General features: G+C 72.2%; 16 protein-coding genes. 12 read left to right on the top strand and 4 right to left on the bottom strand.

What is annotated here, in order from left to right:
* Together OF850_RS11765 and OF850_RS11760 are read right to left on the bottom strand one after the other, a co-directional pair.
* Nucleotides 1-348 carry a hypothetical protein gene (locus tag OF850_RS11765; protein ID WP_301590321.1) on the bottom strand — a complete coding sequence of 116 codons (348 nt, stop codon included), beginning with the start codon at nt 346-348 and terminating at the stop codon, nt 1-3.
* Between the two features lie 8 nt (nt 349-356).
* Nucleotides 357-818: a hypothetical protein gene (locus OF850_RS11760; RefSeq protein WP_301590458.1), complete on the bottom strand. Its 462-nt coding sequence runs from the start codon at nt 816-818 to the stop codon at nt 357-359.
* Nucleotides 819-885: 67 nt separating this feature from the next.
* On the opposite strand from OF850_RS11760, the gene OF850_RS11755 reads away from it, so the two are divergent.
* Genes OF850_RS11755 through OF850_RS11740 form a run of 4 tightly spaced genes read left to right on the top strand, consistent with a single transcriptional unit; the run spans nt 886 to nt 4,471 of the window.
* A complete protein-coding gene (locus OF850_RS11755) occupies nt 886-2,142 on the top strand; it encodes an amidase (RefSeq protein WP_301590320.1) in 1,257 nt (418 codons plus the stop codon).
* On the top strand, nt 2,139-3,368 hold the full coding sequence (locus OF850_RS11750; RefSeq protein WP_301590319.1) for a flavin-dependent oxidoreductase: 1,230 nt from the start codon (nt 2,139-2,141) through the stop codon (nt 3,366-3,368). Before OF850_RS11755 ends, OF850_RS11750 begins: the two co-directional genes overlap by 4 nt.
* Nucleotides 3,365-4,261 (top strand): L-threonate dehydrogenase, encoded by an 897-nt coding sequence (gene ltnD, locus OF850_RS11745; protein WP_301590318.1) that lies wholly within the window; start codon nt 3,365-3,367, stop codon nt 4,259-4,261. The genes OF850_RS11750 and ltnD overlap by 4 nt, the downstream gene beginning before the upstream one ends.
* A gap of 45 nt (nt 4,262-4,306) precedes the next feature.
* Nucleotides 4,307-4,471, top strand: a complete 165-nt coding sequence (locus OF850_RS11740; protein WP_301590317.1) for a hypothetical protein — start codon at nt 4,307-4,309, stop codon at nt 4,469-4,471.
* 120 nt (nt 4,472-4,591) lie between these two features.
* On the opposite strand, the gene xth is transcribed toward OF850_RS11740, so the two are convergent.
* Nucleotides 4,592-5,392, bottom strand: a complete 801-nt coding sequence (gene xth, locus OF850_RS11735) for an exodeoxyribonuclease III (protein WP_302474310.1) — start codon at nt 5,390-5,392, stop codon at nt 4,592-4,594.
* Nucleotides 5,359-5,706: a HesB/IscA family protein gene (locus OF850_RS11730; RefSeq protein WP_301590316.1), complete on the bottom strand. Its 348-nt coding sequence runs from the start codon at nt 5,704-5,706 to the stop codon at nt 5,359-5,361. The genes xth and OF850_RS11730 overlap by 34 nt, the downstream gene beginning before the upstream one ends.
* Here OF850_RS11730 and OF850_RS11725 point away from each other — a divergent pair.
* From OF850_RS11725 to OF850_RS11690, 8 genes are read left to right on the top strand one after another with little or no spacing between them, the layout of a single operon-like run.
* Nucleotides 5,705-6,892, top strand: coding sequence for a deoxyguanosinetriphosphate triphosphohydrolase (locus tag OF850_RS11725; protein ID WP_301590314.1), 1,188 nt, complete (start codon nt 5,705-5,707; stop codon nt 6,890-6,892). The two genes, OF850_RS11730 and OF850_RS11725, sit on opposite strands and share 2 nt — an antisense overlap.
* A 50-nt stretch (nt 6,893-6,942) precedes the next feature.
* Complete coding sequence (gene argS, locus OF850_RS11720; RefSeq protein ID WP_301590312.1) at nt 6,943-8,727, top strand: arginine--tRNA ligase; 1,785 nt, start codon at nt 6,943-6,945, stop codon at nt 8,725-8,727.
* Between the two features lie 13 nt (nt 8,728-8,740).
* Entirely contained in the window at nt 8,741-9,475 is a 735-nt protein-coding gene (locus OF850_RS11715; protein ID WP_301590310.1) for an SPOR domain-containing protein, read from the top strand.
* Nucleotides 9,472-10,404: a beta-N-acetylhexosaminidase gene (gene nagZ / locus OF850_RS11710; RefSeq protein ID WP_301590308.1), complete on the top strand. Its 933-nt coding sequence runs from the start codon at nt 9,472-9,474 to the stop codon at nt 10,402-10,404. Before OF850_RS11715 ends, nagZ begins: the two co-directional genes overlap by 4 nt.
* On the top strand, nt 10,404-11,084 hold the full coding sequence (locus tag OF850_RS11705; RefSeq protein ID WP_301590306.1) for a site-2 protease family protein: 681 nt from the start codon (nt 10,404-10,406) through the stop codon (nt 11,082-11,084). Before nagZ ends, OF850_RS11705 begins: the two co-directional genes overlap by 1 nt.
* On the top strand, nt 11,081-11,836 hold the full coding sequence (locus tag OF850_RS11700) for a segregation and condensation protein A (RefSeq protein WP_301590304.1): 756 nt from the start codon (nt 11,081-11,083) through the stop codon (nt 11,834-11,836). Before OF850_RS11705 ends, OF850_RS11700 begins: the two co-directional genes overlap by 4 nt.
* Nucleotides 11,823-12,401, top strand: a complete 579-nt coding sequence (gene scpB, locus OF850_RS11695) for an SMC-Scp complex subunit ScpB (protein ID WP_301590302.1) — start codon at nt 11,823-11,825, stop codon at nt 12,399-12,401. Before OF850_RS11700 ends, scpB begins: the two co-directional genes overlap by 14 nt.
* Nucleotides 12,398-13,465 carry an ABC transporter ATP-binding protein gene (locus OF850_RS11690; RefSeq protein WP_301590301.1) on the top strand — a complete coding sequence of 356 codons (1,068 nt, stop codon included), beginning with the start codon at nt 12,398-12,400 and terminating at the stop codon, nt 13,463-13,465. Before scpB ends, OF850_RS11690 begins: the two co-directional genes overlap by 4 nt.
* The last annotated feature ends 66 nt before the right edge of the window (nt 13,466-13,531 follow it).

The raw sequence follows: 13,531 nt of genomic DNA, 5'->3' as shown, positions 1-13,531 counted from the left end.
TCAGCGCCCTGGCATGGCGGGGGCGGCTGGCGCCGCGCGCTGGGTCTGGCGCGTGTTCTCGCGGATGCAGTCATTCACCAGCCGGTCGTACTGGAAGCCGCGGCCGAGGCGGTCCTGCGTGGCACGGTGGGTGAAGGGCGTCGCCTCGGCGCCGAGGCGGGCGTCGCGCTCATCCTCGCGGATCAGCTGGGAGCGGTCCTGCCGGGCGAGGATGCGCGTAACCTCCTCGCGGCAGGCGGCGACCACGCGGGGGTTCGTATCGGGTGCGCCGGGTCGGGGCTGGAAGAAACTCTCCGTGCGCGGGGCGCAGGCAGCGGCGAGCAGAAGCAGGGGGATGACGGCGCGCATGGGAATCCTCAAGCGGGAAGGCTCCGCGACAACATGCCACGCAACGCCGCATCCGCGAACCGCCCGGTCGCGTCCAACGGCGCCCGGGCCGCGGCGGCAAGCAGGGCCGGATGGAACTCCGCGCCCTCGGGGCCGATGGCGAAGAAGCCGCGCAGCCAGGACGCACGGCCCATCACCTCGACCAAGGCCAGCAGCCGCAGGCAGAGGGCGAGGCCGCCCAGCGTGTCCAGCCCGACATGCTGCGCCATCGCCTCGGCCCAGCAGGCGGCATCGGGGTCGGTGAGTGCGATGGGGTCGGCATCGGCGAAGACCAGGAGCCGCGCCGGGCCCCAGAGCCCGGCATCGGCGGCGGCGCGCGCCACTTCCCACGCCGCTTCCAACGCCTGGGGGGAGACCGGGGGCAAGGCATCGGCAGCCACCGCGACCTCGTGCCGCAGCGCGCCGCCGGGCAGGGGCTCGGTGGTGACCATCGCCACCCCAAGTGGTGTCCACGGCCGATGGTTCCCAGGCGCCGCGGCGCATGGTTACGCTGCGCCCATGACGGACCTTTCCCGCTTGACCGCGACCGAGACCCTTTCCCGCGTCCAATCCGGGCGCACCGACCCGCGCGAGGTGGCGGAAGCGCTGCTGGAGGCGGTGGCGGCACGCGAGAACGTGCTGCGCGCATTCACATGGCACGACCCCGAGGCGGTGCGCGCGCAGGCGGCGCGGGCGAAGGGGCCGCTCGCCGGCATCCATCTCGGCGTGAAGGACGTGCTGGATACGGCGGACATGCCTTCCCAGTACGGCTCCCCGATCTGGGCCGGGCACCGGCCGCGCACGGACAGCGCGGCGGTGGCGCTGGCGCGGCGGGCCGGGATGGTCGTCGCGGGCAAGACCGTCACGACCGAGTTCGCCACGCGCTTCCCGGGGCCGACGACGAACCCGCATGACCCACGCCACACGCCGGGCGGTTCTTCCTCGGGCTCGGCGGCGGGGGTGGCGGCGGGGTTCTTTCCGCTTGCCATCGCCACTCAGACCGGGGGCAGCGTCATTCGGCCCGCGGCGTTCTGCGGGGTCCATGGCTTCAAGCCCTCCTTCGGCGCCATCCATCGCGGCGGCATGAAGGTGATGAGCGAGAGCCTGGATACGATCGGGCTGATGGCGCGCTCGCTGGACGACATCGCGCTGGGGATGCAGGCCTTGACCGGGCGCGACCACGGACGCCCCTCCGAGCGGCCGGGCCGCGCCCCGCGCATCGGCGTGACGATGGGGCCGGGCGAGTCCCTCTGCGGCGAGGAGACGCGCGCGCTGCTGGGCCGCGTCGAGGAGGCCGCGCGCTGCGCAGGGGCAACGGTCGAAGCCTTCGCCATGCCGGCGGAATGCGCCGAGGCCAATGCGCTGCACCCCTTCGTGATGAACATGGAATCCCACGACGCCCTGGCCTGGGAGATGGATCACGCCCGCTCCCTGCTGTCGCCCGTGCTGCGGGAGAAGATGGAGGACGCGATGGCGGCCGACCCGGCGAAGCTGGTCGCCGGGCGCGCGGCCTTTGTCGCGGCGCGGCGCGCCATGGCGGCGGCGATGGAGGGCTTCGACGCGCTGCTCACCGCCTCCGCGCCCGGCGAAGCGCCGGAAGGCATCGGCTGGACCGGCGATCCGGGCTGCAACTCGCTCTGGACCGCGCTGCACCTGCCCTGCGTGACCGTGCCGGCCGGGGAGGGGCCGAAGGGACTGCCGCTCGGCGTGCAGGTGGTCGCGGCCGAGGATGGAGAGGCGCTGCGCTGGGCCGCGTGGGTGGAGGCGGCGCTGTGATCCTTCTCGCCGGGGGCGGGATTGGCGGGCTGGTCGCGGCGTTGTCGCTGCACGCCGCCGGCCGCCCTTGCCGCGTCTTCGAGGCGGTGGAGGAAATCCGCCCACTGGGGGTCGGGATCAACCTCCTTCCGCACGCAGTGCGGGAACTGACCGAGCTGGGGCTGGGTGAGCGCTTGGCCGGGATCGGCGTGGCGACGCGGGAGCTTCGCTACGTCTCCGCGCACGGCCAGCTGATCTGGCGGGAGGATCGCGGCCTCGCCGCCGGGTATCGCTGGCCGCAATACTCCGTGCACCGTGGCCGCCTGCACATGATGCTGCTGGAGGTGGCGCGGGAACGCGGCATCACGGCCGAAACGGGACGGCGCGTGTCAGGCTTCGCGCAGGATGCGGACGGCGTGACCCTCGTCTTCGAGGCGGGCGGCGAGGCGCGCGGCGAGGCACTGATCGGCGCCGACGGCATCCATTCCGCCATCCGCCGCCACTTCGCGCCGGATGAGGGGCCTCCTTCCTGGCAAGGCGCCATCCTGTGGCGCGGCACCACCGTGGCGCCGCCTTTCCTGGGCGGCGCGACCATGGTGCAGGCTGGGCACCACAGCCAGAAATTCGTCGTCTATCCCATCGCCCATCATCCCGACGGGACGGTGCTGACCAACTGGATCGCAGAGATGAAGGTGGACCCTTCGCAGGGCTTCCGGCGCGAGGACTGGAACCGCGAGGCCGACCGCGCCGCCTTCCTACCGCACTACGAATCCTGGGACTGGGGCTGGCTGGATGTCCCAGGCCTGATCCGCCGCGCCGAGCGGGTGCTGGAATACCCGATGGTGGATCGCGACCCGCTGTTATGCTGGACCGAAGGCCGCGTGACCCTGCTGGGCGACGCGGCGCACCCGATGTACCCGATCGGCTCCAACGGCGCGTCGCAGGCGGTGCTGGATGCACGGCAGCTGGCCCTGAACATCGCACGCCATGAGCGGGTGGAGGACGGGCTGCTCGCCTATGAACAAGCGCGCCGCCCGCCGACGGCGAAGCTGACCCTGGCCAATCGCGAACTCGGACCGGACCTGATCCTGGAGGAAGTGCATCGCCGCGCCCCGGACGGGTTCGGCGATCTCGAATCCGTGATCACCCAGGCGGAACTCGAGCGCGTGGCGGCCGAGTACAAGAAGCTGGCCGGGTTCGACCCGACTGCGCTGAATGCGCGCGAAAGCTGGAGCATCGGGGCATGAAGGCGGCGGTGATCGGCCTGGGCAGCATGGGTGGCGGCGCGGCGCAGAGCGCGTTGCGCGCCGGGCTGGAGGTGACGGGGGTGGACCCGTCCGAACGTGCCCGCGCCGCCTTCGGCAATCGCGCCGTCGCGCGCGGCAGCGACCTGGAGCCGGGCCAGGATGCGGTGCTGGTGCTGACGGTGAACGCGACCCAGGCGCGGCAGGCCTTGTTCGGGGAAGCGGGCGCGGCGCCGCGCGTGGCGCCCGGCGGCGTGCTCGTGGTCAGCGCCACCATGTCGCCGGCCGAGGCGCGCGCGCTGGCGGCGGAAGCGGAGTCGCGCGGCTTGCTCTACCTGGACGCGCCGGTCTCGGGCGGCGCGGTGGCGGCGCGCGAGGGCCGCATGACCGTGATGGCGAGCGGCAGCGACGAAGCCTTCGCCGCGGCGAGGCCACTGCTGGAAGCGGTGTCCGGCAAGGTATGGCGGCTGGGCACGGAGCCGGGGCAGGGCGCCGCCATGAAGGTCGTGCACCAGCTTCTGGCCGGCGTGCATATCGCTGCTGCCGCCGAGGCCATGGCGCTGGCGATCCGGTCCGGGCTGGAGCCGCGCACCGTCTATGACGTGGTGACGAGCGCGGCCGGCAATTCCTGGATGTTCGGCAACCGCATGGCGCATGTTTTGGAGGGCGACGACACGCCGCTCTCCGCCGGCGACATCTTCGTGAAAGATCTCGGCCTCGTGGAAGCGATGGCGCGCGAGGCGGCGATGCCCGTGCCGCTCGCCGCCCAGGCCCTGCAACTCTTCGTCGCGCAGCGCGGGCTCGGGCAGGGAGGGCGTGACGACGCCTTCGTGATCCGCGTCTGGCAGGCGCTCACCGGAATCTCGCTGCCCGGAGAAGCCGCGAACGAGAAGTGAACAAAGCCTCTTGCGTTCGGAGTTTGTTCATGGTTCGCTCTCCTCATGAGCGCGAACACCTGGACCGACGACGAGCTTCGCATTCCTCCCAAGCCGCTGCGCATCACGCTGTATGCGTCGCCGCGGCTGCTGCGCTGGCAGTCCCTGCCGCTCGCAGCGATGACGGGGCTGTCCCTCGGCCTCGTGGCGGCAGGGTTCCTGGCTGGCTGACGGCGCTGGCCGCCTCCCTGCTGCTGGCGGGATGCGGCTGACTCGGCGCCTCACCGGCGCCGGTGGTCGTGCATTCGCCTCTCGCCGAAGGCGGGCGCTACCTGCCCCGGCGGGTTGGTCTCAGGCGGAAAGCCGCACCAGCACGGGCGCGTGGTCCGAAGGGCTTTCCTCCGACCGGGCCATCGTGTCCACCTCGCAGGATTGAAGCCGCTCCGCCAGATCGGCGGAAAGCAGTGCGTGGTCGATTCGCAGGCCGCGATTGCTTTCGAAGGCGGCGCCGTAATCCCAGTAGGTGAAAGGCGCATCGTCCGGATGGAGGGCGCGCAGCGAATCCGTCAGCCCCAGATGCAGCATCGCCCGGAACCGCGCCCGGCTGCCCGGATGCACCAGCGCATCCGTGGGCGGCAGGGCGCCGGGGGCGAGGTCGGCGTCGGTGGGGCAAACATTGAAGTCGCCGAGGATGGCGAGCGGCTCGAAATGGTCCAGCCGCGCGGCGGCCCATTCGCGCAGCCGCTCCATCCAGCGCCACTTGTATTCCAGCCCGGCCTCGCCGCCGCTGTTGCCGTTGGGCAGGTAGATGCCGGCCAGGACGATGCCGTTCAGTCGGACCGCAAGGAAGCGGGCATGGTCGTCCTCGGCCTCGCCGGGGAGCTCCTCGCCGATCACCTCGAAATCGTGGCGGGTGACCAGGGCGACGCCGTTGCGCCCGCCGCGCTGGCCGACGACGTGGAGCTTCCACCCGGCGGCCTCGAATTCCAGCCGCGGGAACTCCTCGGTGCGGCACTTGAGTTCCTGCAGCACCACGGCATCCGGCTTCGCGCGCTCGAGGAAGCGCAGGAGGTGAGGCGTGCGCCGCCGTACCGAATTGACGTTGAAGCTGGCGAGGATCACGCGACGGCGAAGGAGGTGCCGCAGCCGCAACCGCTGACCGCCTGCGGGTTGGTGATCTTGAAATGGCTGCCCATCAGGCTGTCGTGCCAGTCCAGCACCGCACCGCCGAGGAAGTCGAGCGAAACGGAGTCGACGTAGACCCGCGTTCCCGCGACCTCGACGACCAGGTCGTCCCGCTCGCGCTTGTCCTCCAGCGCGAAGCCGTATTGCAGGCCGGAGCACCCGCCCGCCGAGACGCTGACGCGCAGCCCGGCCTCGGGCCGGCCTTCCCGCGCCGCGATGGCGGCGATCTCCGTCGCCGCACGTTCTGTCACGCCGAAGCCGGGGGTGCTTGCGCTGTCCATGTCTGCCAATCTAGGGGCGATGCCCGATGATTTCCACACGCCGCGCCCGAAGGCCGCCCATGCGGTGCGGGCGACCCGCGGCCGCCTCCATCCCGAGGCGGAGGATCCGGCGCGAACGCCCTGGCAGCGCGACCGCGACCGCATCATCCATTCCCGCGCCTTCCGGCGGCTGCAATACAAGACGCAGGTCTTCGTCTTCCACGAGGGCGACCATTTCCGCACCCGCCTGACCCATTCCATCGAGGTGGCGCAGATCGCCCGCTCCCTGGCGCGGATGCTGTCCCTCGACGAGGATCTGGCCGAAGCCCTGGCCCTGGCGCATGACCTCGGCCACCCGCCCTTCGGCCATGCGGGGGAGGAGGCGCTGAACGCCTGCATGCGCCCGCATGGCGGATTCGACCACAACGCCCAGTCCCTCAAGCACGTGACCCGGCTGGAGCGTCGCTACGCCGGGTTCGATGGGCTGAACCTGTGTTGGGAAACACTGGAAGGCCTCGCCAAGCACAACGGCCCGGTGCGGCGGCCGACGGGCTTTATCCGGGACTACGACGCGCTGCACCCGCTTGACCTCGGCACCCATGCCAGCGCGGAAGCGCAGGTCGCCGCGCTTTCGGACGACATCGCTTACAACAACCACGACCTGGAGGACGGGCTGCGCGCCGGCATCTTCAGCCTCGAGGATGTCGAGGAGCTTCCCCTGGCCGGGGAGGCGCTGCACGCCGCGCGCCTCGCCCACGCGGACCTACCACGGGACCGCGCCGCGCCGGAGATGGTGCGGCGGGTGATCGCGGCCATGATCGCCGACGTGGCGGCCGAGGCGACGCGCCGCATCTCCGCGCTGAACCCGCGCGACGCGGACGAGATCCGCGCCGCGGAAACGCCGGTCGTGGCTTTCAGCGAGGGAATGGCGCGGCGCAACGGCGAGATCCGCGAGTTCCTGTTCGAGCGCATGTACCGGCATTTCCGCGTGAATCGCGCGACCCAGAAGTCGAAGCGCGCGCTCCAGGTGCTGTTCCAGCTCCTCCACGGCGGGCCGCAGATGCTGCCCGATCCCTGGCGCGGCTGGGCCGGACGCGCCGGGACGCCGGAATGCGCCCAGGTGGTGTGCGACTACATCGCCGGCATGACCGACCGCTTCGCCCTGGAGGAGTACCGCCGCCTCACCGACCCGCACGCGGTTGGGTAGGGGCGGGCCCTCTTGCCGAAGGGCCGCGCCCGGCCCAAGAGGCGCGGGCCATGAACGACGACATCTTCGCCCATCTCCGCGGCCTCATCGTGGCCGCGCTGGGCCGGATCCTGCCCGACCTGCCCGCCGAGGCCTTCAGCAAGGTGGTGGTCGAGCCCCCGCGCGAGGCCTCCCACGGCGACATGGCGACCAATGCGGCGCTGGTGGTGGGCAAGGCCGCAAAGCTGCCGCCGCCCAAGCTGGCCGCGCAACTGGCCGAGGCCCTGGCCTCCCTGCCCGAGGTGGCGGAAGCGACGCCGGCCGGGCCGGGCTTCGTGAACATCCGGCTGGAGGAGGGCTTCCTCCGCGCCGTGGTCCCGCTGGTGCTGCGCCGGGGCGAGGCCTTCGGCGAGGGCGCCCCCAAGCCGGGACGGGTGAACCTGGAATACGTCTCCGCCAACCCGACCGGGCCGATGCATGTCGGCCATTGCCGCGGCGCCGTGGTGGGGGACGCGCTGGCCGGGCTCCTGAGCAAGGCCGGCTTTGACGTCACCAAGGAGTACTACATCAACGACGCGGGCGCGCAGGTTCAGGCCCTCGCATGGGCCTCCTTCTGGCGCTACCTGGAGGCGCTGCCACGCGACGCCCACGGGCTGTGGGAGGAAGGGGCGGACGAGGCTGCGCGCAAGGCGGCGGTCGAGGCGCGCTATGGGGTCCAACTCCAGTATGGCGGGCATTACCTCCTCCCGGTCGGGCAAGCCCTGGCCGAGGCGCACGGATCGGCTCTGCTGGAGCCGAGCGAGGCCAACCTCCTGCTGATCCGCCGCTTCGCGGTGGAGCGGATGATGGAGGAGATCCGGGCCGACCTCGCCGCGCTCGGCGTCCGGCACGATGTCTTCGTCAGCGAGGCCGCGCTGATCGAGGCCGGCAAGCTGGAGGAGGCGGAAGCCCGGCTTGCTGCCCAGAACCTGATCTATCGCGGGGTGTTGGAACCCCCCAAGGGCAAGACGCCCGAGGATTGGGAGCCGCGCGAGCAGACCCTGTTCCGCGCGACCGATTTCGGCGACGAGGTGGACCGGCCCCTGCGCAAGTCGGACGGCAGCGGCACTTACTTCGCCAACGACATCGCCAACCACCTCCACAAGCTGGAGCGCGGCTTCACCCAGCTTCTCCATGTCTGGGGCGCAGACCATGGCGGCTATGTGCGGCGGATGCAGGCCGCCGTCGCCGCCCTTTCCAGCCGCGAGGTGCCGCTCGACGTGGTTCTGGCGCAGATCGTCCATGTGGTGAAGGACGGACAGCCGGTGCGGATGAGCAAGCGCGCCGGCACCTACGTCACCTTGGCCGACCTGATCGAGGAGGTGGGCAAGGACGCGGTGCGCTTCACCATGCTGACGCGCAAGAGCGACGCGCAGATGGAGTTCGACCTGGACCTCGTCGTGCAGCAATCGCGCGACAATCCCGTCTTCTACGTCCAGTACGCCCATGCCCGCGCCCGCTCGGTGCTGCGCGCGGCGGGCGACCCCGCGGCCTCCGAGTTGGAAGGCGCCGACCTGTCGCATCTGTCCGACCCGGCGGAGCTGGGGCTGATCCGCCGCATGGCGTCCTGGCCGCGCGTGGTCGAGGGTGCGGCCGCCGCGCGGGAACCGCATCGAATCGCGTTCTTTTTGAATGACCTCGCGGGGGATTTTCACCTATTATGGAACAAGGGGAAGGACGACACCGCCCTGCGTTTCATCCAGGATGCCGCGCCGGAGGCCACGAAGGCCCGGCTGGCCCTGGTTTCTGCCATGGCGGTCGTCATTCGTTCCGGCCTCGGCGTGATGGGGGTCACGCCGGTGGAGGAGATGCGTTAGGGGGCCTGCGAACATGAGTGATGCGATGCTTCCTTCCTGGCGGGTGCGCCCGCCGGAGAGGACGAGGTCCGGCCTGGGGATTCCGCCCCGGCTGTGGATGATCGGCGGGGGGCTCTGCGCCTCCGTGGCGCTGGCCGCGCTGATCATCTGGCTGGTCGGGCAATGGGGGCCGCGGGGCATCCCCGTGATCGAGCCGGATGGTCGCCCCTTCAAGGTGCGTCCCGACAATCCCGGCGGCATCGTCGTCCCGAACCAGGGCGAGCGCATCTTCGAGCGCCATTCCTCCCGTCCCGGCGAGAATGCCGCCGTTGCGCGCCTGGCCCCGGGGCCGGAAGCGCCGCGTTTCGAGGTGCTGCGCGCCCAGCAGGAGCCGCGCCCCGCTACGCCTTCCGCGCCCGCGACGGCTGCGCCATCGGCACAGCCCCGCCTTGCCGCGCCTGTGGCTGCGCCCGCCCCGACCCCGGCGCCGGAACGCGCCGCCGCGCCGGTCGCGACCGGGCGCGTGATGGTGCAGATCGCCGCGACGCGGTCGGAGGAGGGCGCGCGGGCGGAATGGGATCGCCTCGTACGGCGCGCACCCGAATTGCAGGGACGCAGCCCCGTCATCTTGCGCGTCGATTCAGGCGCCGGGCAGCCGCCGATCTTCCGGGTCCGGACCGGGGGCTTCCCGGATGCCGCCGCTGCCCGGTCCTTCTGCGAATCGCTGCGTGTCCGCAACGTCGCCTGCAACGTTGCGGCCGCCGGGTGACGCTGTCCGCGATCATCGGCCTGTCCGGGCCGGTCCTGTCCCGCGAGGAAGCGGCGCTGCTGCGTGAGCGGCGGCCGCTGGGCGTCATCCTCTTCGCCCGCAACGTCGTGGATCCCGCCCAGCTTCGCGCCCTGACCGCCGCCATCCGCGAGGAGCTGGGCGCGGAGGCGCCAATCCTGGTGGACCAGGAGGGCGGGCGGGTCGCGCGGCTGCGACCGCCGCACTGGACCGCCTTTCCACCGCCCGCGCAGTTCGAGAACGGCCCGGCCGAGGCGGCGCGACGCAGCGCCGCCGCGCTCGGCGCCATGTGCGTGGCGGAAGGGCTGGACGTGGTCTGCGCGCCGCTCCTCGACCTCCGCCTGCCCGGCGCGCACGACGTCATCGGCGACCGCGCCTTTTCCGCCGACCCGAAGGAGGTCGCGCGTCTCGGCGCCGCCACGGTCGCGGGGCTGCGCGAGGCGGGCGCCCAGCCCGTCATCAAGCACATTCCCGGCCATGGCCGCGCCACGCTGGACAGCCACGAGGCGCTGCCGGTGGTGGAGGGCGACGTTTCGGCGGATTCGGAGCCTTTCCGGGTGCTCGCCGCCGACGACCTGTGGGCGATGACCGCGCATATCCTCTACCCCGCGCTGGATGCGGCGCTGCCGGCCACCTTGTCCCCTCTTGTGATCGGGCGGCACATCCGGGGCGCGATCGGCTTCGGCGGGCTGCTGATCTCCGACGACCTTGCCATGAAGGCGCTGCGCGGCGACCTCACGGAGCTGGCGGCGGCATCGCTGGCGGCCGGGTGCGACGTGGCGCTGCACTGCTCGGGCGTGCTGGAGGAAAGCGCGGCGGTGCTCGCGGGCAGCCGCCCCCTCCATGCGGCGGCGGAACGGCGGCTGGCGGCCTCGCGCCACGCCGCGCAGGACGCGAAGCTGGCCGCCTGATGGATCCCGCCGTGCTTCCCGAGTTGCTGGCCGCGGTGCTGGCCACCGTCATCGCCATCACCCTGCACGAGGCGGCGCATGGCTATGCCGCGCTCGGCCTAGGCGACGACACCGCGGCGCGGCTGGGCCGCGTCTCGCTGAACCCGCTGCGCCACGTGGACCCGATCGGGACGGTGCTGCTGCCGGGATTCCTGCTCATCTCGCAGCTGCTGACGGTGGGGCGGGTGGAGATGATGTTCGGCTGGGCCAAGCCCGTTCCGGTGGACATCCGCAACCTGCGCGACCCCAAGACCGGCATGATGTGGGTGGCGGCGGCGGGGCCGGCGACCAACTTCCTGCTCGCCTTCATCTCCGCGCTGCTGCTGCACGTCGCGGGCCTTGCGGATAGCGAGTGGCTGTTCCGCTTCCTCGGCCTGTCCATCCTGGCCAACCTCGTGCTCGGGCTGTTCAACCTGTTCCCTATCCCGCCGCTCGATGGCGGGCGCATCCTGGTCGGCCTGTTGCCGATGCGGCCGGCCCTGGCCGTGGCGCGGCTGGAGCGGCATGGGCTGTTCATTGTCATCGGCGTGCTGTTCCTCCTGCCGCTGGCGCTGCCCTGGTTCCGCCCCATGGACTGGTTTGTCCGCGAGCTGGTGCGCCCGGCCTTCAACTTCATCCTGCGTGCGGCCGGGCTGACGTGAGCGAAAGCCTCCTCGTCCGGCTGGAAAGCTACGAGGGGCCGCTCGATGCGCTCCTGGACCTCGCGCGGGCGCAGAAACTCGACCTGCGGCGCATCTCCATCCTGTCGCTGGTGGACCAGTTCCTCGCGGTCGTGGAGGGCGCACGCCGGGTGCGGCTGGAGCTGCAGGCGGAATGGCTGGTCATGGCCGCCTGGCTCGCCTGGCTGAAGTCGCGCCTCCTTCTGCCCGAGGAGGAGCGCGGGCCGGAGGAGGAAGACCCGCTGCTGGCTGCCCAGCGCCTCACCGACCGGCTGGAGGAGCTGGCGCGGATGCGCGAGGCGGCGCGCTGGCTCTCGGGCCGCGCCCAGCTGGGCCGCGAGACCTTCGCCCGTGGTGCCCCAGAATCCCTGCGCGTCGAGGATCGTTCCGGCCTTGCCCTCGACCTGAACGGACTGCTGCGCGCCTATGCCGCGGCGCGGCGGCGCGGTGCCGCCACGCGCCCCTTCACGCCCAAGCCCCGCAAGCTGTGGAGCGTGGCCGAGGCGCTGTCCCGCCTCCGTTCCCTGATCGGTGAGGCGGGACCGGCCTGGTCTACTCTGTCCGCCTTCCTGCCCGAGGGCCTGGCCACGCCGCTCGACCGCAAGGCGGCGCTGGCCTCCACCCTGGTCGCGGCGCTGGAGGCGGCGCGCGGTGGCGGGCTGGAGATTGAGCAGGATGCCCCCTTCGCCCCCATCCGCCTCCGTGCCGGAGCGCCCGTCCATGCAGGACCCTGATTTCCTCCACGCCATGCGGATCGCCGAGGCACTGATCTTCGCCTCCGACAAGCCGGTTCCCGCCGCGCGCGTCCAGCTGGCCCTGCCGCCGGGGGTCGAAGCGCAGGCGGTGCTGACCGCGCTCGCCGCCCGCACCGCCGGGGCGGCGGTGGAGCTGGTGGAGGTGGCGGGCGGCTTCGCCTTCCGCACCGCGCTCGACCTCGCCCCCGCCATCACCCGCGTCGTCGAGGTGCCGCGCCGCCTGCCGCGCGCGGCGATGGAGGCGCTGGCCATCATCGCCTACCACCAGCCTGTGACGCGCGCCGAGATTGAGGAGATCCGCGGCGCGGCCCTGGCGCAGACCACGCTCGATTCCCTGCTGGAAGCCGGGCTGGTCGCGCCGCGCGGCCGCAGGGAAACGCCCGGGCGGCCGACGCTCTGGGGCACCACGCCGCGCTTCCTGGACCAGTTCGGGCTGAAATCCCTGGGCGAGCTGCCGCGCAAGGAGGAACTGGTGAGCCAGGACCTCGCCGTGCTGGAACTGTCCGCGCCGCAAGCGGCCGAGACCCCGCCCGAGGCCGCATGAGCCTCCGCCTTTCCGACATCCGCCACGCCTTTGGCGAGCGGGAGGTGCTGCGCGGCGTCTCGCTGGAAGTGGCGAAGGGCGAAATCCTGTGCCTGCTCGGCCCCTCCGGCGACGGCAAGACCACGCTGCTGCGCCTCGTCGCCGGGCTGGAATCCCTGCAGCACGGAAGGATCGAACTGGACGGGCGCCCCCTGGCCGAGAAGGGGCGCGCCGTCCCGCCCGAGGGACGCAACGTGGGCCTCGTCTTCCAGGACTACGCCTTGTTCCCGCACCTGACCGTGGGGGAGAACGTGGCCTTCGGGCTGAAGCGCGTGCCGCGCGGCGACCGCGGCTGGCGCGTGGCGGAGGCGCTGGCCCGGGTCGGCCTCGAGGCCTATGCCGAATCCTGGCCGCACCAGTTGTCCGGCGGGCAGCAGCAGCGCGTCGCCCTGGCCCGCGCCCTGGCGCCGCGCCCTTCCGTGCTGCTGCTGGACGAGGCCTTCGCCAGCCTCGACGCCCGGCTGCGCGAGCAGGTGCGCGACGACACGCTGCACGTGCTCCAGCAGGCGGGCATCCCCGCCCTGATCGTCACCCATGATGCGGAGGAGGCGATGTTCATGGCCGACCGCATCGCGCTGATGCGGATGGGCCGTGTCGTCCAGCTCGGCACGCCGGAGGAGCTGTACCTCGCCCCCGCCGATCCCTTTGTCGCGACCTTTCTGGGCGAGGTGAACCGGCTGCCGGCCCGGATCCGCGACGGGCTCGCCTGGACCGTGATCGGCCCGGCACCCGGGCGCGGCCTGGAGGAAGGGAGCCCCTGCGAGGTTCTGCTGCGCCCCGAAGGCCTGCGCGTCCTGCCCTCCGGAACGGAGGGGGCGACCCCGGCCGAGGTGCAGGCCTGCCGCCTGCTGGGCGCGACCACGCTGGTGCACATGGCGGTGCCGGACGGGGAGGGGGGCGCGTTGCACCTCCATGCCCGCATGCCCCCGGGCGCCTTGCTGGGGCGGGGCGAGGCGGTGGCCGTCGCCCTCGACCCGGCCCGGGCCTTCGCCTTCCCCGATGCAAAGGCGCGGACGAGCCCCTAAGTAGGGCTGCATTGGCGGGCGGGCGCCCGGCTGTTAGAACACCGTTTCTTCCGCACTGGGGATGGA

Source organism: Sabulicella glaciei, from assembly GCF_026183895.1.
In the GTDB taxonomy this organism is placed as follows: Bacteria; Pseudomonadota; Alphaproteobacteria; order Acetobacterales; family Acetobacteraceae; genus Roseococcus; species Roseococcus glaciei.
The sequence above is the reverse complement of the archived record's forward strand: the minus strand, read 5'-3'. Positions and strand labels throughout refer to the sequence as shown.

What these genes read in the sequence shown, in the direction of transcription:
- OF850_RS11725 (WP_301590314.1), top strand. Translation starts at nt 5,705, where the DNA reads ATGTCTGCCAATCTAGGGGCGATGCCCGATGATTTCCACACGCCGCGC.
- scpB (WP_301590302.1), top strand. Translation starts at nt 11,823, where the DNA reads ATGCAGGACCCTGATTTCCTCCACGCCATGCGGATCGCCGAGGCACTG.
- OF850_RS11715 (WP_301590310.1), top strand. Translation starts at nt 8,741, where the DNA reads ATGAGTGATGCGATGCTTCCTTCCTGGCGGGTGCGCCCGCCGGAGAGG.
- OF850_RS11690 (WP_301590301.1), top strand. Translation starts at nt 12,398, where the DNA reads ATGAGCCTCCGCCTTTCCGACATCCGCCACGCCTTTGGCGAGCGGGAG.
- OF850_RS11760 (WP_301590458.1), bottom strand. Translation starts at nt 818, where the DNA reads ATGGTCACCACCGAGCCCCTGCCCGGCGGCGCGCTGCGGCACGAGGTC.
- OF850_RS11765 (WP_301590321.1), bottom strand. Translation starts at nt 348, where the DNA reads ATGCGCGCCGTCATCCCCCTGCTTCTGCTCGCCGCTGCCTGCGCCCCG.
- ltnD (WP_301590318.1), top strand. Translation starts at nt 3,365, where the DNA reads ATGAAGGCGGCGGTGATCGGCCTGGGCAGCATGGGTGGCGGCGCGGCG.
- OF850_RS11705 (WP_301590306.1), top strand. Translation starts at nt 10,404, where the DNA reads ATGGATCCCGCCGTGCTTCCCGAGTTGCTGGCCGCGGTGCTGGCCACC.
- OF850_RS11730 (WP_301590316.1), bottom strand. Translation starts at nt 5,706, where the DNA reads ATGGACAGCGCAAGCACCCCCGGCTTCGGCGTGACAGAACGTGCGGCG.
- argS (WP_301590312.1), top strand. Translation starts at nt 6,943, where the DNA reads ATGAACGACGACATCTTCGCCCATCTCCGCGGCCTCATCGTGGCCGCG.
- OF850_RS11740 (WP_301590317.1), top strand. Translation starts at nt 4,307, where the DNA reads ATGAGCGCGAACACCTGGACCGACGACGAGCTTCGCATTCCTCCCAAG.
- OF850_RS11755 (WP_301590320.1), top strand. Translation starts at nt 886, where the DNA reads ATGACGGACCTTTCCCGCTTGACCGCGACCGAGACCCTTTCCCGCGTC.